Below are 26238 nucleotides of genomic sequence, written 5' to 3'. Positions count from 1 at the left end.
GAATGATGGAGCACTTATGACTAAAAAATACTTTGGCACCGACGGTATCCGTGGTCGGGTCGGCGAATTCCCGATTACCCCCGATTTCATGCTCAAGCTGGGTTGGGCAGCGGGTATGGCGTTCCGCAGTATGGGCGCGTGCCGTATCCTGGTGGGCAAGGACACCCGCATCTCGGGGTATATGTTCGAGTCCGCGCTGGAAGCAGGCCTGTCCGCGGCGGGTGCCGATGTGATGTTGCTGGGGCCGATGCCTACGCCAGCGATCGCTTACCTGACGCGTACCTTTCACGCTGAAGCCGGCATCGTGATCAGCGCCTCGCACAATCCCCATGACGACAATGGCATCAAGTTCTTTTCGGGGCAGGGCACCAAACTGCCGGACGAAATCGAGTTGATGATCGAAGAGCTGCTGGATGCGCCGATGACGGTGGTTGAGTCCGGTAAGCTGGGCAAGGTATCGCGTATCAATGACGCGTCCGGCCGTTATATCGAGTTCTGCAAGAGCAGTGTGCCCAGCAGCACCAACTTCGCCGGCCTGAAAATTGTGGTCGATTGCGCGCATGGTGCTACCTACAAGGTGGCACCTAGCGTGTTCAAGGAGTTGGGCGCGGACGTCACGGTGCTGTCGGCCCAGCCTAACGGTTTGAACATCAACGACAACTGCGGCTCCACGCACATGGAGCAGTTGCAGGCGGCTGTCCTCGCCGAGCATGCCGATCTGGGTATTGCTTTTGATGGGGATGGTGATCGTGTACTCATGGTGGACCACACCGGGGCCATCGTCGATGGTGATGATCTCTTGTTCATCATTGCCCGTGACCTGCACGAGCGTAACAAGCTGCAAGGTGGCGTCGTCGGTACGCTGATGAGCAACCTTGGACTCGAGCTGGCCTTGGCGGACCTGGGCATTCCGTTCGTGCGCGCCAACGTCGGTGACCGCTATGTGATCGCTGAGCTGCTTGAGCGCAACTGGCTGGTGGGCGGCGAGAATTCCGGGCATGTTGTCTGCTTCCAGCACACCACCACCGGTGATGCGATCATCGCTGCGCTGCAGGTCCTGCTGTCTCTGCGTCGTCGCAAGGAGAGCCTGGCCCAGGCGCGCCAAGCGCTGCGCAAGTGTCCGCAAGTGCTGCTCAACGTGCGTTTTGGCGGCGGCGAAAACCCGATCGAGCATCCGGCTGTGAAAGAGGCATGCGAGCGCGTCACCCTTGCAATGGCAGGCCGTGGTCGCGTGTTGTTGCGCAAGTCCGGCACAGAGCCTCTGGTGCGTGTCATGGTCGAAGGCGACGACGAAACGCAGGTTCGCGGCCATGCTGAAGACCTGGCAAAACTGGTAACTGAAGTTTGCGCCTGAATTCGGCTTGCCAGTGGTGATGTGGTTGGGTAACATCTGCGCCCACTTTGACCGACGGGGTACAGCATGCGTCGCACTATGGTAGCTGGTAACTGGAAGATGCACGGTACCCGCGCCAGTGTCGCTGAGCTGATCAATGGCCTTCGTCACCTGGCCTTGCCTGGCGGTGTTGATATCGCGGTTTTTCCGCCTTTCCTGCATATCGGCCAAGTGGTTGATGGCTTGAAAGGTCAGTCGATTCAGGTCGGCGCGCAGAATTCTGCGGTGGAACCCGCCCAGGGTGCGTTGACCGGTGAGATTGCGCCGAGTCAGTTGGTTGATGCGGGTTGTGCCTATGTGCTTGTCGGGCACTCCGAGCGCCGCCAGTTGATGGGTGAGAGCGATCAGATGCTCAATCGCAAGTTTGCAGCGGCACAGGCTTGTGGCTTGATCCCGGTGTTGTGCATAGGGGAGACCCTGGAGCAGCGCGAATCGGGCAAGACGCTGGAAGTTGTCTCGCGTCAGCTGGGCAGCATCATCGAAGAGCTGGGTGTTGGTGCATTTGCAAAAGCTGTCATTGCTTACGAGCCGGTCTGGGCCATTGGCACCGGGCTGACTGCTACACCGCAACAGGCGCAGGATGTGCACTCAGCCATCCGCGCGCAGTTGGCGGCAGAGAATTCTGAAGTCGCACAAGGTGTGCGTCTTCTATACGGCGGCAGCGTGAAGGCGGCCAATGCGGTCGAACTGTTCGGCATGCCGGATATCGATGGGGGGCTCATTGGTGGAGCCTCCCTGAATGCAGATGAGTTCGGTGCGATCTGTCGCGCCGCGGGAAACTGAAAAAATGCTGGAAACAGTCGTAGTCGTTTTTCATCTGTTGGCTGCCCTGGGCGTAGTTGCCCTGGTTTTGTTGCAACAGGGTAAAGGTGCGGATGCTGGTGCGTCTTTCGGTGCAGGTGCTTCAAATACTGTGTTCGGAAGCCAAGGTTCCTCTACCTTTCTTAGTAAGTTTACTGCTATACTCGCCGCCGGTTTCTTCATAACCAGCTTGGGGTTAGGTTACTTTGCTAAAGAGAAAGCTCATGTGCTGACTCAAGAAGGTCTCCCGAACCCGGCAGTGTTGGAAGTGCCAAAAGCAAAACCGGCTTCTGATGATGTCCCGGTGCTTCAAGAGCAAAAGTCGGCTACTCCAGCGACTGACGTACCTCCAGCTCAAGAGCAGAAGTAAGAAGGTTGTAAGCGCTGTATTGCCGAGGTGGTGGAATTGGTAGACACGCAACCTTGAGGTGGTTGTGCCCATAGGGTGTAGGGGTTCGAGTCCCCTTCTCGGTACCAATTATCAGGAGAGCCCGCAGTTGCGGGCTTTCTTGTAGGTGGAAGGTTACATTGACCCTGCAAGGGATCGGTCGTATACTTCCGCCCCAGCTTTGTCGCGGGGTGGAGCAGTCTGGTAGCTCGTCGGGCTCATAACCCGAAGGTCGTCGGTTCAAATCCGGCCCCCGCAACCAGTTTTAGCGGAGCCCCTTTTAAGGGGCTTTTTGTTAGCTGGACACTTTCAACGCCGCTGTTCGACGGCGTTTCAAGGATGGGCGTTTCGCCCATTTTTTTATTTTGCACAGCATGCACATACATGCACGAGGGGGTTCAGGTGTCGAGCAAGCTAGAAGAGTTGCAGGCCTTGTTGGCCCCGGTGATCGTGGCCCTAGGCTATGAATGCTGGGGTATTGAGTTTTCGGCTCAAGGTCGCCACTCAATGTTGCGCGTTTATATCGATAAAGAGGGCGGTGTGCTGGTGGACGATTGCGCCATTGTCAGCCGCCAGATCAGCGGTGTGCTGGATGTTGAAGATCCGATCGCCGTTGAATACACCCTCGAAGTTTCCTCGCCAGGCATGGAACGCCCACTGTTCACTATTGATCAGTTTGCAAAATTTGCCGGTGAACAAGTGAAGATCAGGCTGCGCTCGCCCTTTGAAGGGCGGCGCAACTTTCAGGGCCTTCTGCGCGGTGTAGAAGAACAGGACGTCGTGGTGCAGGTAGAAGACCATGAGTTCCTGTTGCCGATCGATATGATCGACAAGGCCAACATTATTCCCAGTTTTGACTGAGACGCGGATCCCGCGGATCCAATGGCTTGCGAAAGGCGAGGCGTACGATGAGCAAAGAAGTACTGCTGGTTGTTGAGTCGGTATCCAATGAAAAGGGCGTACCGGCAAACGTGATTTTTGAAGCGCTGGAGCTGGCCCTGGCCACTGCTACCAAGAAGCGTTTTGAAGACGAAGTTGATCTGCGTGTGGAAATCAACCGCCACACCGGTGCCTATGAGACTTTCCGTCGCTGGACGGTCGTCGAAGAAGCCGATCTTGATGATCCGGCCATCGAAACCTGGCCGAGCAAGGTTGCGCAAACGCACCCTGGCGCCCAGGTCGGTGATGTCGTCGAAGAAAAGATCGAATCGATCGAGTTCGGCCGTATCGCTGCACAGACCGCCAAGCAGGTCATCGTGCAGAAGGTTCGCGAAGCCGAGCGCGCGCAAGTCGTTGACGCCTATCGCGAGCGCCTGGGAGAAATCATCTCCGGCACCGTGAAAAAAGTCACCCGCGACAACGTGATCGTTGACCTGGGCAACAACGCCGAAGCGTTGCTGGCCCGTGAAGACATCATCTCTCGCGAAACCTTCCGTGTCGGCGTGCGCCTGCGTGCGCTGCTCAAGGAAATCCGCACCGAGAACCGCGGCCCTCAGCTGATCCTGTCGCGTACCGCGCCGGAAATGCTGATCGAGCTGTTCCGTATCGAAGTGCCGGAAATCGCCGAAGGCCTGATCGAAGTCATGGCAGCGTCCCGCGACCCGGGTTCGCGCGCCAAGATCGCGGTCCGTTCCAAGGACAAACGCATCGACCCGCAAGGCGCTTGCATCGGTATGCGCGGTTCGCGCGTCCAGGCAGTGTCGGGCGAATTGGGCGGTGAGCGTGTGGACATCGTCCTGTGGGACGATAACCCGGCGCAGTTTGTAATCAACGCCATGTCGCCGGCTGAAGTGGCGGCAATTATCGTTGACGAAGATGCCCATGCAATGGACATCGCCGTTGGCGCAGACAATCTGGCTCAGGCCATTGGTCGTGGTGGTCAGAACGTGCGTCTGGCCAGCCAACTGACCGGTTGGACCCTGAACGTGATGACCGAATCGGACATCCAGGCTAAACAGCAAGCGGAAACCGGCGACATCCTGCGCAACTTTATCGAAGAGCTTGAAGTCGATGAAGAACTGGCACAGGTGCTGGTGGACGAAGGCTTTACCAGCCTGGAAGAGATTGCCTACGTACCGGTGGAGGAGATGCTCAACATCGACGGCTTTGACGAGGATATCGTCAACGAGCTTCGCGCTCGGGCCAAGGATCGTTTGTTGACCAAAGCCATCGCTACTGAGGAAAAGCTGGCAGACGCCCATCCGGCCGAAGACCTGCTCTCGCTTGAGGGTATGGACAAGGATTTGGCGATGGAACTGGCGGTGCGCGGCGTAATTACCCGCGAAGACCTGGCCGAGCAGTCTATTGACGATCTGCTCGACATCGACGGCATTGACGATGATCGTGCCGGCAAGTTGATCATGGCCGCCCGAGCCCATTGGTTCGAGTAACTAGGCGCGGCCTGAGGAGAGAAGTGCATGACGCAAGTCACGGTGAAACAACTGGCCGATGAGGTCAAAACACCGGTAGAGCGCCTGTTGCAGCAGATGCGTGAGGCAGGTCTGCCGCACACCGCCGCCGACGAAGGTGTGAGCGACAGTGAGAAGCAGTCTTTGCTGACTCACTTGAAGAGCAGCCACAAGGCGAAAGTGGAAGAACCGCGCAAGATTACACTGCAGCGCAAAACCACCAGCACCCTGCGTGTTGCGGGTAGCAAGAGCATCAGCGTTGAAGTACGCAAGAAGAAAGTCTTCGTACAACGCAGCCCGGAAGAAATCGAAGCCGAGCGCAAGCGCGATCTGGAAGAACGTCGCGCAGTAGAAAATGCTGCACGTCAGAAGGCTGAAGAAGAAGCCAAGCGTCGCGCCGAAGAAGAAGCGCGTCGCCAGCCTGCTGCTGCGCAACCTGCTGGCACTGACGCGGTTGCCGCGCCTGGCGCACCAGTGGAAGCTGTGCGTGAGGCCGCTCCGGTTGCCCCTGCACCAGCGCCGGCTGCTGACGCCCGCAAACGCGACGAACCTCGTCGTCCGGACAAGCCGCGTGCTGACGATAACAATCGTCGCGGTGGCGGCGGTGATGGCGAGCGCAAAAACGCTCCGCATCGTGCTTCGGTCAAAGAGAAAGCGCCTGCGCCACGCGTTGCCCCACGGACTACCGATGAAGAAAGCGACGGTTTCCGTCGTGGTGGTCGCGGCAAGGCCAAGCTGAAAAAGCGCAACGCCCACGGTTTCCAGAGCCCAACCGGCCCTGTCGTGCGTGATGTGCAGATCGGCGAGACCATCACCGTTGGCGATCTTGCCAACCAGATGTCGGTCAAGGCGGCTGAAATCATCAAGTTCATGTTCAAACTGGGTACTCCAGCGACCATCAACCAGGTGCTTGATCAGGAAACTGCTCAGCTGGTAGCCGAAGAACTGGGCCACAAAGTGACCCTGGTCAGCGACACTGCCCTGGAAGATTCCCTGGCCGAGTCCCTGAAGTTTGAAGGTGAGACGTTCTCCCGTGCGCCAGTTGTGACCGTAATGGGCCACGTTGACCATGGTAAGACGTCGCTGCTCGACTACATCCGTCGTGCCAAGGTAGCGGCTGGCGAAGCCGGCGGTATCACCCAGCACATCGGTGCGTACCACGTTGAAACCGAGCGCGGCATGGTCACCTTCCTCGACACCCCAGGTCACGCCGCGTTTACCGCGATGCGCGCCCGTGGTGCCAAGGCGACTGACATCGTGATCCTGGTGGTTGCAGCGGATGACGGCGTGATGCCGCAGACCATTGAAGCTGTCCAGCACGCCAAGGCTGCCGGTGTTCCACTGGTTGTTGCAGTGAACAAGATCGACAAGCCGGGCGCCGATCTTGATCGCATCCGTAGCGAACTGTCGGTTCACGGCGTGACTTCCGAAGAGTGGGGCGGTGATACGCCGTTCGTTTCGGTCTCGGCGAAAGTCGGTACCGGTGTAGACGAACTGCTCGAAGCGGTCCTGCTGCAAGCCGAAGTACTCGAACTCAAGGCAACCCCATCGGCTCCAGGCCGCGGTGTTGTGGTTGAATCGCGTCTCGACAAAGGTCGTGGCCCGGTTGCAACCGTCCTGGTTCAAGACGGTACCCTGCGCCAAGGCGACATGGTACTGGTCGGTTCGAACTACGGCCGCGTACGTGCCATGCTCGACGAGAACGGCAAGCCAATCAAGGAAGCCGGTCCCTCCATCCCTGTCGAGATCCTCGGCCTGGACGGTACCCCGGATGCTGGCGACGAGATGAGCGTGGTTGCCGACGAGAAGAAAGCCCGTGAAGTGGCTCTGTTCCGTCAAGGCAAGTTCCGCGAAGTCAAACTGGCGCGTGCTCACGCCGGCAAGCTGGAAAATATCTTCGAGAACATGGGCCAGGCAGAGAAGAAGACGCTCAACATCGTCCTCAAATCTGACGTCCGTGGTTCCCTCGAAGCGTTGAACGGCGCCTTGAACGGCCTGGGTAACGACGAAGTGCAAGTGCGTGTCGTGGGTGGCGGTGTCGGTGGTATCACCGAATCCGACGCCAACCTGGCACTGGCTTCCAACGCTGTACTGTTCGGCTTCAACGTGCGTGCCGATGCTGGCGCTCGCAAGATCGTCGAGCAGGAAGGCCTGGACATGCGTTACTACAACGTCATCTACGACATCATCGAAGACGTCAAGAAAGCCCTTACCGGCATGCTTGGCAGCGACGTTCGGGAGAACATCCTGGGTGTGGCCGAGGTGCGTGACGTGTTCCGCTCGCCGAAATTCGGCGCGATCGCCGGTTGCATGGTTATCGAAGGTGTTGTGCACCGTAACCGTCCAATCCGTGTACTGCGTGAAGACATCGTTATCTTTGAAGGCGAGCTGGAATCCCTGCGCCGCTTCAAGGATGACGCTTCCGAAGTGCGTGCCGGCATGGAATGTGGTATCGGCGTCAAGAGCTACAACGACGTCAAGCCTGGCGACAAGATCGAAGTCTACGAGAAGGTTCAGGTTGCTCGCAGCCTCTGACTCGCGCACTTCAGGAGCCACACGGCGTGTGGGCATGCAGATGCCCCGCGTTGTGTCCGGACTCTAAACGCAACGCCCGGTCTGGCTTTTGTCAGGCCGGGCGTTTGCCGCTTTCAGACCCCACGGGTTTCACCGTGTGGCAGTAACAGGTAACAAGACATGGCAAAAGAATACAGCCGTACCCAGCGTATCGGCGATCAGATGCAGCGCGAGCTGGCCCAACTGATCCGTCGCGAAGTCAAGGATCCACGTGTTGGCCTGGTCACCATCACTGCAGTTGAAGTGAGTCGTGACGTAGGTCACGCCAAGATCTTCATCACCGTGATGGGGCAGGACAGCAGCGAAGAAATCGCGCAAAGCATCAAGGTGCTCAATGCTGCCGCGGGTTTCCTGCGCATGCAGTTGGCTCGTGAAATGAAGCTGCGCAGCGTGCCCCAGTTGCATTTCCACTACGACGAAAGCGTCGTACGCGGTGCGCACCTGTCGGCTTTGATCGAGCGCGCGGTGGCTGAAGACAGCCAGCACCCGTCCACACCTGAAGACGCCAAGGAGTAAGCGGTGGCTCAGGTCAAACGTATCCGTCGCAACGTCAGCGGCATCATTCTGCTCGACAAGCCGATTGGCTTTACCTCCAATGCCGCGCTGCAGAAGGTCCGCTGGCTGCTCAACGCCGAGAAGGCCGGGCACACTGGCAGCCTCGATCCCCTGGCCACCGGCGTACTGCCGTTGTGCTTTGGCGAGGCCACCAAGTTCTCGCAATACCTGCTCGATTCCGACAAGGGTTATGAAACCTTGATGCAACTGGGCAAGACCACCACCACGGCCGACGCCGAGGGTGATGTCTTGCAGGTTCGCGATGTGACCGTTGGTCGTGCCGATATTGAAGCTGCCTTGCCCGCTTTCCGTGGGCAAATCAGCCAGATACCGCCGATGTACTCGGCTCTCAAGCGTGATGGGCAACCTCTTTACAAGCTGGCGCGTGCGGGTGAAGTGGTGGAGCGTGAACCGCGTTCTGTTACTATTGCCCGGCTGGAATTGCTTGCCTGTGAAGGTGACACTGCCCGACTGGCGGTGGACTGCAGCAAAGGCACCTATATCCGTACCCTGGTGGAAGATATCGGTGAAAAGCTCGGTTGCGGCGCGTACGTTGCAGAACTGCGACGCACCCAGGCCGGCCCTTTCAGCCTGGCCCAGACGGTCACGCTGGAAGAGTTGGAAGCGGTACACGCCGAAGGTGGCAACGAAGCGGTTGATCGCTTCCTGATGCCGTCGGACAGCGGGTTGCTGGATTGGCCATTACTGCACTTTTCGGAGCACAGCGCGTTTTATTGGCTCAACGGCCAACCGGTACGTGCCCCGGATGCACCGAAGTTCGGTATGGTGCGGGTACAGGATCATAACGGTCGCTTTATCGGTATCGGTGAAGTGAGCGAAGACGGGCGCATCGCGCCACGTCGACTGATTCGGTCAGAATGACCGGAACCAGTTTGTGGTAAAAGCGTAGCGAGCGAAGGTAAGACAAGGAAAAAACAGGCGAGGAAGCGGAGTTAACTGCTGTTAATGAGCATTCCGAGCCTGTTTTTGACGCAGGATTACCGAGCGCAGTAGCTTTTACGCAAACTGGAACGAGGGTGGCTGTTAACAGGCATGGTCACTTCTCATTTTTAGATACAGGGATTTGTCCCTGGCCTGTTGAAACTGCCCTTTGGGTGGTTTCCTGAAAAAAAGGATTGCCTCATGGCTCTCGACGTTCAAGAAAAAGCACAAATCGTAGCTGACTATCAGCAAGCTGTTGGTGACACTGGTTCGCCAGAAGTGCAAGTTGCACTGCTGACCCACAACATCAACAAGCTGCAGGGTCACTTCAAGGCCAACGGTAAAGATCACCACTCCCGTCGTGGTCTGATCCGCATGGTAAACCAGCGCCGTAAGCTGCTGGACTACCTGAAAGGCAAGGATCTGGGTCGTTATCAGGCTCTGATCGGTCGCCTGGGTCTGCGTCGCTAATCAGCGATTGCGCTAGAGGTTGGTTGTCTGCCGTGTGTCAGTGGGATTCCCGCTGGCCCATGGCAGGCTCCCAGCCTCAAGTTTTATCTGGATACAACGTTTTACCCTGGACGAGGGTCGGGCCGATTCCCGACATTGCCCAAGAATTTCGCAAGAAAACAAGTTCCCCAAGAGCCACAAAGAAGGTAGGACACCGTGAACCCGGTTATCAAAAAATTCCAGTTCGGTCAGTCGACCGTTACCCTCGAGACAGGCCGTATCGCCCGTCAAGCCTCCGGCGCAGTGCTGGTTACCGTTGACGACGACGTTACCGTACTGGTGACCGTTGTTGGCGCCAAGACCGCTGACCCGAGCAAAGGCTTTTTCCCTCTGTCCGTTCACTACCAGGAAAAGACTTACGCTGCTGGTAAGATCCCTGGCGGTTTCTTCAAACGTGAAGGCCGTCCTTCCGAGAAAGAAACCCTGACTTCCCGACTGATCGACCGTCCGATCCGTCCGCTGTTCCCAGAAGGCTTCATGAACGAAGTGCAGGTTGTCTGCACCGTCGTTTCCACCAGCAAGAAGACCGATCCGGACATCGCTGCGATGATCGGTACTTCGGCCGCCCTGGCTATTTCCGGTATTCCTTTCGATGGCCCGATCGGCGCTGCCCGCGTTGCGTTCCACGAAAGCACCGGCTACCTGCTGAACCCGACTTACGAGCAACAGAAAGCATCGAGCCTGGACATGGTCGTTGCCGGTACCTCGGAAGCCGTGTTGATGGTTGAATCGGAAGCCAAAGAGCTGACCGAAGACCAGATGCTGGGCGCCGTACTGTTCGCCCACGACGAGTTCCAGGTGGTGATCAACGCCGTCAAGGAACTGGCCGCTGAAGCTGCCAAGCCAACCTGGACCTGGGCTCCACAGCCTGAAGCCACCGAGTTGCTGGCCGCTATCCGTGCCGAGTTCGGCGACGCGATCTCCCAGGCCTACGCCATCACCGTCAAGGCCGACCGTTACGCTCGCCTGGGCGAGCTGAAGGACCAGGTCGTCGCCAAGCTGTCCGGTGAAGAAGGCCAGCCTTCTTCCAGCGAAGTCAAAGCGGCTTTCGGCGAAATCGAATACCGCACCGTTCGCGAGAACATCGTTAACGGCAAGCCACGTATCGACGGTCGCGACACGCGCACCGTGCGTCCGTTGAACATCGAAGTCGGCGTCCTGCCGAAGACTCACGGTTCGGCACTGTTCACCCGTGGTGAAACTCAGGCACTGGTCGTCGCGACCCTGGGCACCGCCCGTGACGCACAACTGCTGGACACCCTGGAAGGCGAGAAAAAAGACCCGTTCATGCTGCACTACAACTTCCCTCCGTTCTCGGTGGGCGAGTGTGGTCGCATGGGTGGCGCCGGTCGCCGCGAAATCGGTCACGGCCGTCTGGCCCGTCGTTCGATCGCCGCGATGCTGCCGGCTGCCGACGTGTTCCCATACACCATTCGCGTCGTGTCGGAAATCACCGAATCCAACGGTTCCAGCTCCATGGCTTCGGTCTGCGGCGCTTCCCTGGCACTGATGGACGCCGGTGTGCCGATGAAGGCACCGGTTGCCGGTATCGCCATGGGCCTGGTTAAAGAAGGCGAGAAATTCGCCATCCTGACCGACATCCTGGGCGACGAAGATCACTTGGGCGACATGGACTTCAAGGTAGCCGGTACCGCCAAAGGTGTGACCGCGCTGCAGATGGACATCAAGATCAAGGGCATCACCGAAGAGATCATGGAAATCGCCCTGGGCCAAGCCCTGGAAGCGCGCCTGAACATCCTCGGCCAGATGAACCAGATCATTGGTCAGTCGCGTACCGAGCTGTCGGAAAATGCTCCGACCATGATCGCGATGAAAATCGACACCGACAAAATCCGTGATGTCATCGGTAAAGGCGGCGCGACCATCCGTGCGATCTGCGAAGAGACCAAGGCTTCGATCGACATCGAAGACGACGGCTCGATCAAGATCTTCGGCGAAACCAAGGAAGCTGCAGAGGCCGCGCGTCAGCGCGTTCTGGGTATCACCGCTGAAGCCGAGATCGGCAAGATCTACATCGGCAAGGTTGAGCGCATCGTCGACTTCGGCGCATTCGTGAACATCCTGCCGGGCAAAGACGGTCTGGTTCACATCTCCATGCTGAGCGACGCTCGCGTTGAGAAAGTGACCGACATTCTCAAAGAAGGCCAGGAAGTGGAAGTGCTGGTACTGGACGTGGACAACCGCGGCCGTATCAAGCTGTCCATCAAGGACGTAGCAGCAGCCAAGGCTTCGGGCGTTTAATCAAACCCCTGGTTCGACGCTGAAAAAAAGGACTCTTCGGAGTCCTTTTTTTTGCGTGACGGAAAAATACCAAAAAAATCAGTTGTTTAATCCGTGGCAAAAGCCGCAACTTGCATGCAAGCGAAGCCGTGTTCATGCAAGTTGCACGATTACAAGAATGCTCTGATTTTACAACTCGTTGTTTTTAAAGGGTTTCATTCGAGCATGGATCTTGGCACATTGCCTGCAATATCCCTGTCAGCGCTGCAGTATCGAGGTTTACGTACTGCAGTCTTTTAATAAAACAGGAGTTACTCGTATGAAGAAGTTCGCTCTCGCTACTGCTACCGCTCTGACTCTGGCCATGGGTGCTAACGTAGCCTTTGCTCAGACTTCCCAAGCCCCGATGACCTTGGCGGCCGGTGAAATGACCAAAGCCAAAGAGTCTACCTCGGACACTTGGATCACCACTAAAGTCAAAGCTGACCTGCTGACTGAAAAAGGCATCCCTGGTTCGGATATCAAGGTCGAGACCAACAAAGGTGTGGTTTCCCTGTCTTCCGAAGTCGCTATCTCGGACTCGCAGAAAGCGACCGCTGTAGCCATCACCAAGAAAATCAAAGGCGTGACTGCTGTTTCGGCAGACGGCCTGCTGGCTGGCGGCGCTACCAAGGCTGACGGTATCGATAAAACCAAAGGCGCAGCCCACAACGCTGGCGAGGCGACTAGCGATACTTGGATCACCACCAAAGTGAAGGCTGACCTGGTTACCGAGAAAGGCATTCCTGGCACCGATATCAAAGTCGAAACCAACAAAGGTGTTGTTTCCCTGTCGTCCTCTACTGCCGTAACTGAAGCGCAGAAAGAAACCGCAGTAGCGATCACCAAGAAGATCAAAGGCGTTAAAGCTGTATCGGCCGATGGCCTGAAAGCAGAGTAACGCTCAACAATTCGTCTGAACTATAAGGCGGCGGCAACGAGTGAGTTAGATATCCACTCAATGCACCTCACAGGTTCATGCGACCGACCACACGGATGTGGTCATTACAGGCCCCGGCACTTGTGTCGGGGCCTGTTCTATTGTGGGCCTGAACCGAAGTCTTGAGACCGACAAAGATCAATGTGGGAGCTGGCTTGCCTGCGAAAGCATCACCTCGGTTAAGCTGATTGACCGAGGTATCTGCATCGCAGGCAAGCCAGCTCCCACATTTTGATGGGTCGCTCAACAGTTATTCGGCATCCAGATGCATCGGCGTGACCACCCGACCGTCTTTTTCAGCCTGCCCCAACTGCGCATCAATGAAGTACACCCGATCATCTTCCAACTGGCCTTTGTCCACCAGGTAGTCCTTGATGGTGCCTGCGCGGTCCTGACCCAGTTGGCGCAGTAACACATCACTGGCGCTCCAGAACTTGATCACGCCGTCACGAAGCTTCGCACTGCGTTCGTCGTTGCTCAGGTCCTTCCATTCGGCCGGCGGTTGTTGTTTCAGGCGGGTGCGGTAGATGCCTTCGAGCAAGGGCGCCTTTTCTTTTTCGGGTACGACAAGCAGCGAAGCCTGGGCGGGCACCTTGTCGCCACGTCGCTGGAGGATCTTGTAGTAGTTGTATTGGTATTCACGTTCCAGTCGCTGTGCAGCGAGGAACGGGCCATCGCTGCTGGCGGCCGCGGTGCCTTCGATTTCCAGGCGCAGGGTAGGCCGTTCTTTCAGGGCCTTGGCCAGGGTATTCAAGGCCCCCTCGGCGTCCTTGTTCAACTCGCTGGATCCTGCGGCGAACGACACATTACCGAGGTCTTCCGAGCCCCCGCCGGTCACCAGCCCGCCGATAAACTTGAAGGGTGCCGTTGCCGCGCGCAGCACCAGGTTACGCAGGGTCTGCCAAACAATCGGCATCACGCTGAATTGCGGGTTGTTCAGATCGCCTGTCACCGGCAATTCGATGGTGATCTTGCCATTTGTATCCTTGAGCAGCGCGACCGCCAGGCGAATTGGAAGGTCCACCGCATCGTCACTGTCGACTTTCTCGCCCAGCTGCAATTGCTCGACCACCACTTTGTTTTCGGCCTTCAACTGGCCCTTGGTAATCACATAGTGCAGGTCGAGGTTCAGACGCCCCTTGCGGATACGGAACCCGGCAAACTTGCCGGAATAGGGGGTCAGGGTGGTCAGTTCGACACGTTTGAAACTGGTGGCAATGTCCAGCGCCGCCATGGGATCAAACGGGTTCACGCTGCCTTTGATGGTAACCGGCGCATAGCGATCAACTTTACCCTTGATATCGACGCTGGCCGGTTTGGCCTGGCGGCTGTCAATCGTGCCGATCTGCCCGTTGAGCTGTTGAATGGCGGTGGCGAAGTTTGGTGTAAGGCTGAAGTCGGCAAAGTTGGCCGAACCGTCGTTGATCGCAATCTGCCCGATACGGATGCCCAAAGGCTTTTCGTTGTTGGCGGGCTTGGCGCCTTTGTCGGCCGGTTGCGGGATCAACAGGTCGTCAACGTTGGTGGTGCGGTCATCGTTGATCATGAAGCGCGCATAGGGCTGCAGCAGGTTGACCTTGTCGATCGACAGGCTATCGCCGTGCTGGTAGTTAACGCCTTCGAGCATCAGTCGCTGCCATTTGACGAAGTCGCGGGTCTTGAGGGTGTCCAGCGTATGCAACTGGTCGACCTGCGCCCGTCCCGTGATCTGCAGCTTCAAGGGATCAGTGCTTTTCAAGTCGACGTCGAGATTGCTACCGAGCATGCCGCTGCGCAGTTCCAGGCGGATGAACGGGCTGATATAGGGCTGCGCAACCCGCAGGTCGATGTCCTGGGTATTCACGTTCAGCTTGGCGCTGACCGGATTGAGGCTGACCGCGCCGGTCGCCTGAAGCTTGCCTTGCTTGCCCAGGCCCGTGTCGACCTTCAAGCTGAACGGGCTCTGGTTGAGGCTATCGAAGTTCTGCACATCGACATTCAACGGGCCCAGTTCCAGCGCGACCGCAGGCTTGGCCTGACGGTCTGCCAGGTGCACCTGATAGTTACGCAGTTGCACATCCTTGAGGAGTACTTGCCAGGGCTTGCCTGGTGCGGCGGGTTCAGCTTTAGGCGAGTCGGCAGTGGCCGGCGCAGTGGCGGGTTCCGGCGCCTTGGCGGGTTTGGTAGGTTGGCTGGCGAACAGTTTTTGCCAATCCAGTTGGCCGTCGGCCTCAAGGGCCGCCCAGGTTTCCAGTTTGCTGCTGCGGATCTTGCCGACTATCACCTGCTGCTTGGCCAGGTCCACTGTGGTCTCGCTGACATCCAGGCGCTCCAGGCGCACCAATGGACGACCGTCCGGTGCCTTCATGGCAAAGGGCGCAATGCTGGCGGCGGTGTTGGTCAGTTTCAGCTCGGTCTCCTGGGCCAGGCTGAACTTATATTCGGTGCTGAAGTTGAGCACGCCGTCTTCCAGCACCAAGGGCAGCGCGTCGCGTACATAGGGCCACCAGGCTTTCATCTTGCCATCGGTGACCTTCAAGGTGCCTTCGGAGGTGATAGGCACCAGGCTGAAGTTGCCTTTCCAGTCGATCTGCCCGCCATCAGGCCCGGCTGCCACCAGCGTCATGTCGGCATTGTCTTCCGGCAGGGTACTGAGGTTCTTCAGTTCGAAGTCGAGGGTGTCATAAAGGAATTCGATAGGCTCGCTGGGGCGCAAGTCCTGGAAGTGCACATAACCGCCGGCCAGTTTGATGCTGTCTATACGCAACGGAAACGGCTTGGCATCAGGATCGGCCGGGGTTGGCTCGCTGGGTGGCAGCTTGAACAGCTGCGCCAGGTTCAACTGGCCGGATTTGTTGAACAGCAGCTCGGTCTTGGGCTTGTCCAATTGCACGTCAGCCAGATGCAGGGCGCGGGTCCAGAGGCTGTCGATCTGCAGGTTGGCGTAGAGGCGCTCGAAACCCACCTGTTCCTTGCCGGGCTCACCGATTTTCAACCCCCATGCTGTCACTTCCAGGCTGAACGGGTTGAGCTCGATCCGCTCGATCCGTGCCGGTACCGTGGCGTAATCGGCCAGTTGCTGGTTGGCAATCCGAAGCGCGATACCGGGGAGAATCAAAAAGCCCAGCAAGCTGTACAGGGCAAGGGCAGTCAACAACGCGCCAGCGGCGCGGATCAATCCTTTGGGCATGGGGCGGCGCCATCTATGTCAAACAGGAGTGCCTTGGAGTATGGCACGGCTTTTCGGTTCCGAAGCGCTGGGCCTTTGGGAAACCTCTTACAGCTGAAGTATCAGGGTTTTCAACGGAGGCTGTTGATCCTGTGAGGGAAAGTCCGCACCAGGCGTCATGATTTCCCATTCGCGCACGGGGCGCCCGGCCTTGTCCGCACAACGCAGTACCTGTTCACGCCAGTCCTCCATGCTGACTTTCGCCAGGTTGTTGCAGCAGATCAGCACGCCATTATCGGCGGTGGCAAGCAGCGCCGGCTTGAGCAGGCTCTGGTAGTCGCGCAGCAGGTCGACGGTGCCGAACGCGCTCTTGGCCCAGGCTGGAGGGTCGAGCAATACCAAGTCGTATTGGCGCTGTTCCAGGCGCGGATAACTGGGCAGCTTTTGCCCGCGCCGCTGGGTGATCGGCAGGCCCGCCAGTTGGCGGATCGCCGGAAAGTAGTCGGACTGCACGAATTGCATGGTCGGCAACTGCGGGTTCAGCAGGCCATTTTCGCGGCCGACCGCCAGGTTGCCCTCGGCAAAATCCAGGTTGCACACCTCGCGTGCGCCCCCGGCGGCGGCGCTCAGGCCCACGCCGCAGGTGTAGGCGAACAGGTTCAGCACGCTCTTGCCGGTGCTGTGTGCCTTGACCCAACCCCGCGTGTTACGCAGATCCAGGAACAGCAGCGGGTCTTGCCCCGCATGCCGCCCGCGCACGCGGTAATTGAGGCCCCATTCGTGGCCAACCAGATCGTCCAGCGCCGCGGGTTCGGCGCGGTAGACCGTGTCTTCGCGGTCGATGCGCGAATTGCCACGGGAGCGGTCGTTGTACACCAGCAGCAGTTCCAGGCCCATGTACTGGTTGACCTGCTGATGCAGGGCCAGCAGGTCTGCGCTTTCCAGGGCGTTGTGGAAGCTCTGTACCAGCAATTGCGGGCCGTAGCGATCGATGGTCAGGCCGCCGGCGCCTTCCTGGCTGCCATGGAACAGCCGGTAGCAATCGGTGCCCTGGGCGTGCAACTCGCCGATCAGGTCTTGGCGATGATCGAGGGCGGCGCGCAGCGCCTGGTTCAAGGAAGACATGGAGCGCGCCTGGCTAAGTAAATGGATGGCAATGAGGGCGCGGAGTTTAGCAGCTATGCACCGTCGCCTACATCAACCCCATCCGCCGATGGGCGCGTTGCACCGAACCGTTGCGCATCGCCCAACGCAACATTGGCGCACTGCGCTTGACCCCGGCGCGGACCATCTGGCGCTGCAGCGGGCTCTGGGGTTGCTGGAGCATGGCGCTGGCCCAGTCCGGCAGCAGGTCGATCCCGGCCTGCATCATCAAGCTGCCGAAGGGTTTGGCCAGCAGGCTGGGGGAGGGCGCGTTGAGCAGCAAACGCAGCACTTCGCGGCTGCGGTCGTCGCACAGCAATTGCGGGCGGATGCGGACCATGTAATCCGCAATGTCCTGGCGGGAGCGCGGAACATTCAGCGCGCCCAGGCGTTCCGCCACCAAGGCAATTTCACTGTAGTAGCGGTCCTGGTTCAGGCCCGAAAGATGCGGGTTACGGTAGCGCAAGTGCGCGGCCAGGAAGTTACTGACTTCCGCCACATGCACCCAGGTCAGCAGTTCCGGATCGCTGGCCGCATAAGGCCGCCCGTCTGGCGCGTGCCCCACCACCTGCAGGTGAATGGTGCGCACTTTTTCGATCAGCCATTCGGCGTCTTTGCGCGAGCCGAAGGTGGTGCCGGAGATGAACTGCGAGGTACGCCGCAAGCGCCCGAGCATGTCCTGGCGAAAATTCGAATGGTCCCACACACCGGCCAGGGCCAATGGGTGCAAGGCTTGCAGCATCAAGGCACTGATGCCGCCAATGAGCATGCTGCTGAAATCACCATGGACTTGCCAGCTCACCGAGTCCGGCCCGAACAGGCCCGGGTCGCCCTTGGGGTTTTCCAGGTCCAGCTGGCCCAGCGCCAGGCCGGTCAGGCTCAGCAACTGGGTTTCGATACGGCTGCGGATAAATTCCATGGCGATTCAGGGGTTCCTATCGGTTCAGGCGTTTGTCGATCAGGCCTTCTACAACGCTGGGGTCGGCCAGGGTCGAAGTATCACCGAGGCTGTCGAGTTCGTTGCAGGCGATCTTGCGCAAAATTCTGCGCATGATCTTGCCGGAACGGGTTTTCGGCAAGGCCGGTGCCCATTGGATCAGTTCCGGCTTGGCAAAGCTGCCGATTTCCTTGCTGACCAATTCCAGCAGGTGCTTTTTCAGCGCGTCGCTGGGCTCTACGCCATTCATGGGCGTGACAAAGGCATAGATGCCCTGGCCTTTGACGTCATGGGGATAGCCGACCACGGCGGCTTCGGCCACTTGATCGTGGAGCACCAGGGCACTCTCCACCTCGGCGGTGCCGATGCGGTGGCCGGAAACGTTGATCACATCGTCGATGCGCCCGGTGATCCAGTAATCGCCGTCCTCATCGCGCCGCGCGCCGTCACCGGTGAAGTAATAACCGGGGTAGGGTTTGAAATAGGTGTCGACCATGCGCTGCGGATCGCCGTACACGCTGCGGATTTGCCCCGGCCAGCTGGCCTTGATCGCCAGCACGCCGCTGCCGGCGCCACTGATTTCCTTGCCTTGCTCGTCGAGCAATACGGGCTGCACGCCGAACATTGGCCGGGTTGCGCAGCCGGGCTTGATCCGCTGGGCGCTCACCAATGGGCTGAGCATGATGCCGCCGGTCTCGGTCTGCCACCAGGTGTCCACGATCGGGCAGCGCTGTTCGCCCACGGCGTTGAAGTACCAGTCCCAGGCTTCCGGGTTGATCGGCTCGCCCACGCTGCCGAGCAAGCGCAGGCTGGCGCGGGACGTATTTTCCAGCGGGCCATGGCCCTCGCGCATCAACGCGCGCAACGCGGTAGGCGCGGTGTAGAAGATATTGACCTTGTGCTTGTCGATCACTTGCCAGAAGCGCGAGCTGTCCGGGTAGCTCGGTACACCTTCGAACATCAGCGAGGTCGCGCCGTTGGCCAGCGGACCGTACACGATGTAGCTGTGGCCGGTGACCCAGCCCACATCGGCGGTGCACCAGAACACTTCGCCGTCGCGGTAGTCGAGTACGTATTTGAAGGTCATGGCCGCTTGCAGCAGGTAGCCGCCGGTGCTGTGCAGCACGCCTTTGGGTTTGCCGGTGCTGCCGGAAGTGTAGAGGATGAACAGCGGGTCTTCGGCGTCCATCGGCTCGGGTGGGCAATCGTCGCTGGCGGCGTCGAGGGCCTGTTGATACTTGAGATCGCGGCCTTCGGTCCAATTGACGGTCGCACCGGTGCGTTCAACCACCAGCACCGTACTGACGTCGGGGCAACTGGCCAAGGCCTTGTCTACATTCTGTTTCAGTGCCACGGGCTTGCCGCCGCGCACGCCTTCATCGGCGGTGATGACGGTGCGGCAGTCGGCATCAAGAATTCGGTCGCGCAGGGCATCCGGCGAGAACCCGCCAAATACCACCGAGTGCACCGCGCCAATCCGTGTGCAGGCCAGCATGGCGTAGGCGGCTTCCGGGATCATTGGCATGTAGATGCACACCCGATCGCCTTTCTTTACGCCACGGCTTTTCAGCACATTGGCCAGGCGGCTGACGTTCTGGTGCAGTTGGCGGTAGGTGATTTGGGCCGCGTTCGTCGGATCATCGCCTTCCCAGATGAAGGCCGGCTGATCGGCACGTTGTGCCAGGTGACGGTCGATGCAGTTGTAGCTGACGTTCAACTGGCCGCCGGCAAACCATTGTGCGTCGCCGGTATGAATGTCTGAGCGATGAACGGTGTGCCAGGGGGTTATCCAGTCGAGAAAGCCGTTGGCCTGTTCAGCCCAGAATGTGTCCGGCTGTTCGATGGATTGGCGGTAGAGGCGCTGATAGTCCTCTTGACTGAGTTGCGCAGCCCGGCGGACGGCATCGGCGGTGGGAAACGTGCTGATATCGAACATGAGCGATCCTTATTCTTGTTTTTGCGACAAGTCATAAAGATGCACCCTGGAAGGGGAGGGTTCAAGGCCAACCTCCAAACGGACGTTGGCCTTGCGACACCTGGATCAGCCGCGGTGACGACCGCGGAAGTAGTTGATCAGGCCTTGGGTCGACGCATCGTCAGCCAGGGTTTCCTCGGCACCGGTGAGGCGGTTGTAGACGCCCTTGCCCAGCTCTTTACCGAGTTCCACACCCCATTGGTCGAACGCGTTGATGCCCCAGATCACGCTCTGCACAAACACTTTGTGTTCATACATGGCGACCAGTGCGCCCAAGCGACGCGGGCTGATGCGCTCGACCACCAGGGTGTTGCTCGGGCGGTTGCCCGGGATCACCTTGTGCGGGGCGAGCTTCTGCACGTCTTCTTCCGGGATGCCCTTGTCGCGCAGCTCGGCTTCGGCTTCGCTGCGGGTCTTGCCGAGCATTAATGCCTGGCTCTGGGACAGGCAGTTGGCGTACAGCCACTGGTGGTGGTCGGACACCGGGTTGAAGCTGACGATCGGCACGATGAAGTCGGCCGGGATCAGTTGGGTCCCCTGGTGCAGCAACTGGTGGTAGGCATGCTGACCGTTGCAGCCCACGCCGCCCCAGATGACCGGACCGGTCTCGGTGCCCACCGGCGTACCGTCCTGGCGCACGCTCTTGCCGTTGGATTCCATGTCCAACTGTTGCAAGTGCTTGGTGATGTTACGCAGGTAGTGGTCGTACGGCAGGATCGCATGGCTCTGCGCGCCCCAGAAGTTGCCGTACCACACGCCCAGCAGGCCCAGCAGCACCGGCATATTCTGTTCGAAAGGCGCGTTCTGGAAATGCTGGTCCATGGTGTAGGCGCCGGACAGCAGTTCCTTGAAGTTGGACATGCCGATGGCCAAGGCGATCGGCAAGCCAATGGCCGACCACAGCGAGTAACGCCCGCCCACCCAGTCCCACATCGGGAAGATGTTCTCTTCGCGGATACCGAAGGCGACCGCTGCCGCGTTGTTGCTCGAGACGGCGATGAAGTGCCGGTACAGCTCGGCTTCCGAGCCACCCTGGGCCAGGTACCAGGCGCGGGCGGCCTGGGCGTTCTTCAGGGTTTCCAGGGTGTTGAAGGATTTCGACGAAACGATGAACAGCGTGGTCTCGGCGCGCAACTTCATGGTCAGTTCATGGAACTCGCTGCCGTCGATGTTTGCCAGGTAGTGGCAGCGCACGCCTTTGTGGGCGTAGGACAGCAGCGCTTCGGAGACCAGCTCCGGGCCGAGGAACGAGCCACCGATACCGATGTTCACCACGTCGGTGATCGGCTTCTCGGTGTAGCCACGCCACAGGCCGTCATGGATGCGCCCGACCAGGTCGGTCATCTGGTTCAGCACCTTATGCACGTCCGGCATGATGTTCACGCCGTTGACCGACAACTTGTCACCCACAGGGCGGCGCAGCGCGGTGTGCAGGGCTGGGCGGTGTTCGGAAGAGTTGACGGGTTCGCCGTTGTACAGCGCGTCGATCGCCGCCTTGAGGTCGACTTCCTTGGCCAGCGCCACCAGCAGGTCACGGGTTTCGCCGGTAATCAGGTTTTTGGAGTAATCCAGGAAAAGTCCGCAGCTGCTCAAGGTGAACTGTGAAAAACGCTGCGGATCGGCATTGAACGCTTCGCGCATGCTGAAATCCTGCATGGCTTGGCGATGTTGATTGAGCGCTTGCCAGGCGGGCAGAGCGGTAACGTCATGAGGAGTGCGGTAGTACGCCATCGCTGCGGGTTTCCTTTTTATTACGGGGACTGCCTTTAGGACACTTCTGGGTCCGGAACGTCCAGTTTTTATCAGCCAATGGGTTCCGGACAGCGCTAACCATAGCGCAGGGCGATTACATTAAACCTAGCGTGCCGATATGTCTTGGCTTTGTCTGCGCTGTGGCCGGTACTTTTTTATACCGGCACAGCGTGAAGAGCAACCGGCGGGGGTCAGTCGAGGATCAGATGCAGGTTGTCGATGAGGCGGGTGGCGCCCAGGTACGCCGCGACCAGGATCACGATATCCCGGTCCTCAGCCGTGGCCTGGCGCAGGTGCACGCCCTGGCGTACTTCGAGGTAGTCCAGGCGCAGCCCGGCGGCTTCGATCTGCTTGAGCTGTTCGGCGCGCAGCCTGGAAAAATCGCGCTCACCGGCTTTGATCGCCGCGCCAATCTGGCTGAGGCAGCGGTACAGCACCGGCGCGATGACGCGTTGCTCGTCGGTGAGGTAGCCGTTGCGTGATGACAGCGCGAGGCCGTCGTCGGCACGCACGGTGGGCTCGCCAATGATCTGGATCGGCATGTTCAGGTCGTGGACCATGGCGCGGATCACCGCCAGTTGCTGATAGTCCTTCTGGCCAAACACCGCCATGTCTGGCTGGACCATGTTGAACAGCTTACTCACCACCGTCGCCACGCCTTCGAAGTGCCCCGGACGGCTGGCACCGCACAGACCTTCAGACAGATGTGGCACGCTGACACGGGTCTGGCCGGTGGTGCCGCCGGGGTACATTTCCTCGACGGTGGGCGCGAACAGCAGATTGCAGCCGGCCTGCAGCAGCTTTTCCTGGTCGGCAGCCAAGGTGCGAGGGTATGTGTCCAAGTCTTCGCCGGCGCCGAACTGCAGCGGGTTGACGAAGATGCTGGCGACGACGAAATCCGCCTGTTGGGCAGCCTTGGTCACCAAGGTGGCGTGGCCGCTGTGCAGGTTGCCCATGGTGGGCACAAAGCCGATGCGCTTGCCGGCGCTGCGGGCATGGGTCACGGCAGCCCGCAGTTCACGTACGGTTTTAACGGTGTTCATGCAGAGAATCCGTGTTCGGTGCCAGGGAAGGCCACGCTTTTGACGTCAGCCACGTAGGCGCTCAATGCGTCGTGGATACTGGTTTGGCCGGCCATGAAATTCTTCACGAATTTGGGCACGCGACCGCTGATCGACAGGCCGAGCATGTCGTGCAATACCAGCACTTGGCCATCAGTGGCCGAACCTGCGCCAATCCCGATCACCGGCACTTTCACCGCCTGGGTGATTTCGGCCGCCAGTTCGCTCGGCACGCATTCGAGCAGGATCATTGCTGCGCCCGCTTGTTCCAGGGCGATGGCGTCGGCACGCATCTGGCGCGCCTGGGCTTCATTGCGCCCTTGGACCTTATAGCCGCCAAGAAGGTTGACCGACTGCGGCGTCAGGCCCATGTGCGCGCATACCGGCACGCCGCGTTCCGCCAGCAGGCGGATCGATTCGGCCAGCCATACCGCGCCTTCCACTTTGATCATGTGCGCACCGGCCTGCATCAGCTTGCCGGCATTCTGGAACGTCTGTTCGAGTGTGGCGTAACCCATGAACGGCATGTCGGCGATGATGAAAGCGCCGTCGTTACCGCGCTTGACGCTGGCGGTGTGGTACGCGAGTTCATCGGTGGTCACGGGCAGTGTGCTGTCATTCCCTTGAAGCACCATGCCCAGGGAGTCACCCACCAGCAACACTTCGACCCCGGCCTGGCAACTGGCGTGGGCGAAGGTGGCGTCATAGCAGGTCAGCATGGTGATTTTTTCACCTTTGAGCTTGAGGCTCTGCAAGGTGGTCAGGGTAATGTCTGGCATGAAAAGGGTCCTCGTTCAGGCGCTTGGAAACAGCGAGTAACGCGCGTGAGTCTTCGTTTATACAGGCGCACTGTCTTGAGAGCAGTGCTTATAAGGCCTGGATTGCGCCCTTCAGCGCCGGGTTGGCGGCAGCGGGACGCCTATAGTCGTGAGGAGGACACGGGAAGTCAATTGGATGTGTTACCGCATTGTTACGATGGCGGTGTTACCGCTGTTACTGATGCGATTCAGCAGCTGGCAAGCCGTTTCGAGTGACATGAGATCAAAATGTGGGAGCTGGCTTGCCTGCGATAGCATCCCCTCGGTCTCACTGAAAGACCGAGTTGCTTGCATCGCAGGCAAGCCAGCTCCCACATCGACCGAGTCAGTCTTGGGGAAGGCGTTCCAAGCCGACAAACGGGCAGGCGGCCAGCAAGTCGCTGAGCGTTTGACCGTCGGGCAGGTGCAGTGCTGCGGGCGCCAGTTCAGCCAGCGGGTACAGCACAAACGCCCGCAGGTGTATCTGATAATGCGGCACCTTCAAGCGCGGCTCGTCGATCAGGCGATCCCCGAACAATAGAATGTCCAGGTCGAGCGTACGTGGGCCCCAACGCTCAAGGCGTTCGCGGCCCTGATCGTTCTCAATGGTTTGCAGCGCATCCAGCAGCTCGAGGGGCGCAAGGCTGCTGTCCAAGGCGGCAACCGCATTGGTGTAGCGCGGCTGGCCCGGGAGCAGGGAATCACTTTGATAGAAAGCGGAAACGCCGGCGACGGTGGTGCCTGGCAATTGCGCCAGCGCTTTGATCGCGCTGCGCAACTGCTTATCCGGGGCCGCCAGGTTGCTGCCCATGCCGATGTAGATGCGTTCCACGTTTATTCGCCTGCGGCGCCCGACGCGTCAGCAGCGCTGCGTTTGCGTTTGGTGCCACTGCGACGGCGCTTCTTCGGCCCCTCGCCAATGCCATCGCCTTTGCCGGCAAGGTCGCGGATCATGTCGCGGCGCTCGCTGTCATTGGCGTCCTGGTAGGCGGTCCACCATTCACCGAGGCCGTCAGTCTGCTCGCCGGCGCTTTCACGCAGCAGCAGGAAGTCATAGCCGGCGCGGAAACGCGGATTGTCCAGCAACAGGTCGGCACGCTTGCCACTACGGCGCGGCAGGCGCTCCTGCATGTCCCAGATCTCGCGGATCGGCATGGTGAAACGTTTAGGGATTGCAATGCGCTGGCACTGCTCGGCGATCAGCTCATGCGCGGCTTCCTGCATGGCTGGAATCGGCGGCATGCCACGGTCCTGCAGGCGCAGCACGCGTTTGGGCAGGGCGGGCCACAACAGGGCGGCAAACAGGAACGCCGGGGTTACCGGCTTGTTCTGCTTGATGCGCAGGTCGGTGTTGATCAGCGCTTCGCTGATCAACGTATGGGTGTACGTCGGGTTGTGTTCCAACGCTTCGGCGCTGGCCGGGAACAGCGGGTCAAACAGTTGCAGGTCGACGAGCATTTCGAAGGTGTCGGCAGCATAGCCCGAGAGGAACAGCTTGAGCACTTCTTCGAACAGGCGCGCCGAGGGAATCTCCCGCAGCATCGGTGCCAGCTCGCGGATCGGCGCAGCAGTATGTTTCTCGATACCGAAGTCCAGCTTGGCGGCAAAACGCACCGCACGCAGCATGCGCACCGGGTCTTCCTGATAACGCTTGACCGGATCGCCGATCAGGCGGATCAGATGGTTGCGAATATCGTGCACGCCATTGGCGTAATCGAGGATGCGCTCGCTGACCGGGTCGTAATACAGGGCGTTGATGGTGAAGTCGCGGCGTTGCGCGTCTTCTTCCAGGGTGCCGTAGACGTTGTCGCGCAGGATACGGCCGCTCTCGTTGCGGGAAGACTGGTTGGTGTCTTCCTCTTCATCGTTTTGCGGGTGGCCGGCGCGGAACGTCGCGACTTCGATGATTTCGCGACCGAAGTGGATATGCACCAGCTTGAAGCGCCGGCCGATGATCCGCGCGTTACGAAACTCGGCGCGTATCTGTTCGGGCGTGGCGCTGGTGGCGACGTCGAAATCCTTGGGCGTGATGTTGAGCAACATGTCACGTACGCAGCCGCCCACCAGATAGGCCTGGTAGCCGGCGTTCTGCAAACGTTCGACGATGTTCACCGCATAGCGGCTGAATTGGGCGCGCTGCAATGAATGCTGATTGCTGTTAAGCACTTCAGGCGTGCTGCGAATGTGTTGCGTACGACGCAAGGGAGAACGGAATGACTGGAACAACTTCTTCAGCATGGGATGCACTGTTTGAAGGAATGTTCGGCCATAACGAAGAATGACCGCATGATGGGCCGGGATTCTAGCATTTAGTCGGGGGATGGTGTAGGAACAAGCTGCGAGCCTTGCGTCAAAAGCGTTTGAGCATCAAAACGGCGCGGAACAGCGGAAACTACAAGGGGAGCCGAAGCTCCCCCAGAAGTAGTTGCGTGCTCTATTTTTATTATGGTTGCGGGCTTCTTGTTTTTGTTGATCGCCCTCGCCATGAAGCTTCACCTTCATGACACTCCCAATCGGGAGCCAAGAGCAAACGGATTGCTTTGGTCGCTGTGTTGCTGATCTACGATCCAACCAGTTCAGGCTCTGCCTTAGGGCAGTTTTTGTTGTTCTCGGCCTGGTTGCGGGGCAAGCCCC

The 26238-nt window shown here is 59.3% G+C and carries 20 protein-coding genes and 2 tRNA genes; 13 read left to right on the top strand and 9 right to left on the bottom strand.

Translation table 11 applies throughout. The features are described 5' to 3' along the window. The first annotated feature begins 16 nt into the window (after positions 1 to 16). The 13 genes from glmM to KVG91_RS08720 all read left to right on the top strand — a co-directional run bounded on the left by glmM (position 17) and on the right by KVG91_RS08720 (position 12752). Positions 17 to 1354, top strand: coding sequence for a phosphoglucosamine mutase (gene glmM, locus KVG91_RS08780; protein ID WP_169377606.1), 1338 nt, complete (start codon positions 17 to 19; stop codon positions 1352 to 1354). A gap of 66 nt (positions 1355 to 1420) precedes the next feature. Beyond that, complete coding sequence (gene tpiA / locus KVG91_RS08775; protein ID WP_169377607.1) at positions 1421 to 2176, top strand: triose-phosphate isomerase; 756 nt, start codon at positions 1421 to 1423, stop codon at positions 2174 to 2176. A 4-nt stretch (positions 2177 to 2180) separates the two neighbouring features. Further along, complete coding sequence (gene secG, locus KVG91_RS08770) at positions 2181 to 2564, top strand: preprotein translocase subunit SecG (RefSeq protein WP_169377608.1); 384 nt, start codon at positions 2181 to 2183, stop codon at positions 2562 to 2564. Positions 2565 to 2585: 21 nt separating this feature from the next. Next, positions 2586 to 2671, top strand: a tRNA-Leu gene (locus tag KVG91_RS08765). 96 nt (positions 2672 to 2767) lie between these two features. Next, a tRNA-Met gene (locus tag KVG91_RS08760) sits at positions 2768 to 2844 on the top strand. A 140-nt stretch (positions 2845 to 2984) separates the two neighbouring features. Continuing rightward, the gene (gene rimP / locus KVG91_RS08755) at positions 2985 to 3443 is read left to right on the top strand and encodes a ribosome maturation factor RimP (protein WP_169377609.1); all 459 of its coding nucleotides are present in this window, start codon (positions 2985 to 2987) and stop codon (positions 3441 to 3443) included. A 47-nt stretch (positions 3444 to 3490) separates the two neighbouring features. Continuing rightward, positions 3491 to 4972, top strand: a complete 1482-nt coding sequence (gene nusA / locus KVG91_RS08750; RefSeq protein WP_076952839.1) for a transcription termination factor NusA — start codon at positions 3491 to 3493, stop codon at positions 4970 to 4972. A 27-nt stretch (positions 4973 to 4999) separates the two neighbouring features. Continuing rightward, the gene (gene infB, locus KVG91_RS08745) at positions 5000 to 7525 is read left to right on the top strand and encodes a translation initiation factor IF-2 (protein WP_076952840.1); all 2526 of its coding nucleotides are present in this window, start codon (positions 5000 to 5002) and stop codon (positions 7523 to 7525) included. Between the two features lie 159 nt (positions 7526 to 7684). Beyond that, a complete protein-coding gene (rbfA, locus tag KVG91_RS08740; protein ID WP_057725021.1) occupies positions 7685 to 8080 on the top strand; it encodes a 30S ribosome-binding factor RbfA in 396 nt (131 codons plus the stop codon). Positions 8081 to 8083: 3 nt separating this feature from the next. Continuing rightward, positions 8084 to 9001, top strand: a complete 918-nt coding sequence (gene truB, locus KVG91_RS08735) for a tRNA pseudouridine(55) synthase TruB (RefSeq protein ID WP_014719950.1) — start codon at positions 8084 to 8086, stop codon at positions 8999 to 9001. A 261-nt stretch (positions 9002 to 9262) separates the two neighbouring features. Beyond that, the gene (gene rpsO / locus KVG91_RS08730) at positions 9263 to 9532 is read left to right on the top strand and encodes a 30S ribosomal protein S15 (protein ID WP_003176135.1); all 270 of its coding nucleotides are present in this window, start codon (positions 9263 to 9265) and stop codon (positions 9530 to 9532) included. Between the two features lie 195 nt (positions 9533 to 9727). Then, on the top strand, positions 9728 to 11833 hold the full coding sequence (pnp, locus tag KVG91_RS08725; RefSeq protein ID WP_169377610.1) for a polyribonucleotide nucleotidyltransferase: 2106 nt from the start codon (positions 9728 to 9730) through the stop codon (positions 11831 to 11833). Between the two features lie 298 nt (positions 11834 to 12131). Next, positions 12132 to 12752 (top strand): BON domain-containing protein, encoded by a 621-nt coding sequence (locus KVG91_RS08720; protein WP_169377611.1) that lies wholly within the window; start codon positions 12132 to 12134, stop codon positions 12750 to 12752. Positions 12753 to 13041: 289 nt separating this feature from the next. Here KVG91_RS08720 and KVG91_RS08715 read toward each other — a convergent pair whose 3' ends face one another. From KVG91_RS08715 to KVG91_RS08675, 9 genes are all read right to left on the bottom strand, one after another. Beyond that, on the bottom strand, positions 13042 to 15960 hold the full coding sequence (locus KVG91_RS08715) for a DUF748 domain-containing protein (protein WP_169377612.1): 2919 nt from the start codon (positions 15958 to 15960) through the stop codon (positions 13042 to 13044). Between the two features lie 87 nt (positions 15961 to 16047). Then, on the bottom strand, positions 16048 to 17064 hold the full coding sequence (locus KVG91_RS08710) for a class I SAM-dependent rRNA methyltransferase (RefSeq protein WP_169377613.1): 1017 nt from the start codon (positions 17062 to 17064) through the stop codon (positions 16048 to 16050). 67 nt (positions 17065 to 17131) lie between these two features. Further along, on the bottom strand, positions 17132 to 18001 hold the full coding sequence (locus KVG91_RS08705) for an oxygenase MpaB family protein (RefSeq protein WP_169377614.1): 870 nt from the start codon (positions 17999 to 18001) through the stop codon (positions 17132 to 17134). A gap of 16 nt (positions 18002 to 18017) precedes the next feature. Continuing rightward, the gene (gene acs / locus KVG91_RS08700) at positions 18018 to 19955 is read right to left on the bottom strand and encodes an acetate--CoA ligase (protein WP_169377615.1); all 1938 of its coding nucleotides are present in this window, start codon (positions 19953 to 19955) and stop codon (positions 18018 to 18020) included. 105 nt (positions 19956 to 20060) lie between these two features. Then, positions 20061 to 21725 carry a glucose-6-phosphate isomerase gene (gene pgi / locus KVG91_RS08695; protein ID WP_169377616.1) on the bottom strand — a complete coding sequence of 555 codons (1665 nt, stop codon included), beginning with the start codon at positions 21723 to 21725 and terminating at the stop codon, positions 20061 to 20063. 212 nt (positions 21726 to 21937) lie between these two features. Further along, positions 21938 to 22789: a pantoate--beta-alanine ligase gene (gene panC, locus KVG91_RS08690; RefSeq protein WP_169377617.1), complete on the bottom strand. Its 852-nt coding sequence runs from the start codon at positions 22787 to 22789 to the stop codon at positions 21938 to 21940. After that, positions 22786 to 23586, bottom strand: coding sequence for a 3-methyl-2-oxobutanoate hydroxymethyltransferase (gene panB / locus KVG91_RS08685; RefSeq protein ID WP_169377618.1), 801 nt, complete (start codon positions 23584 to 23586; stop codon positions 22786 to 22788). The genes panC and panB overlap by 4 nt, the downstream gene beginning before the upstream one ends. Positions 23587 to 23950: 364 nt before the next feature. Then, a complete protein-coding gene (gene folK / locus KVG91_RS08680; RefSeq protein WP_169377619.1) occupies positions 23951 to 24436 on the bottom strand; it encodes a 2-amino-4-hydroxy-6-hydroxymethyldihydropteridine diphosphokinase in 486 nt (161 codons plus the stop codon). A gap of 2 nt (positions 24437 to 24438) precedes the next feature. Then, complete coding sequence (locus KVG91_RS08675) at positions 24439 to 25842, bottom strand: polynucleotide adenylyltransferase PcnB (RefSeq protein WP_169377620.1); 1404 nt, start codon at positions 25840 to 25842, stop codon at positions 24439 to 24441. Positions 25843 to 26238 lie beyond the last annotated feature (396 nt).

The organism is Pseudomonas azadiae (genome assembly GCF_019145355.1).
Taxonomy (GTDB): domain Bacteria; phylum Pseudomonadota; class Gammaproteobacteria; order Pseudomonadales; family Pseudomonadaceae; genus Aquipseudomonas; species Aquipseudomonas azadiae.
This window is presented reverse-complemented; position numbering and strand designations above follow the sequence as displayed.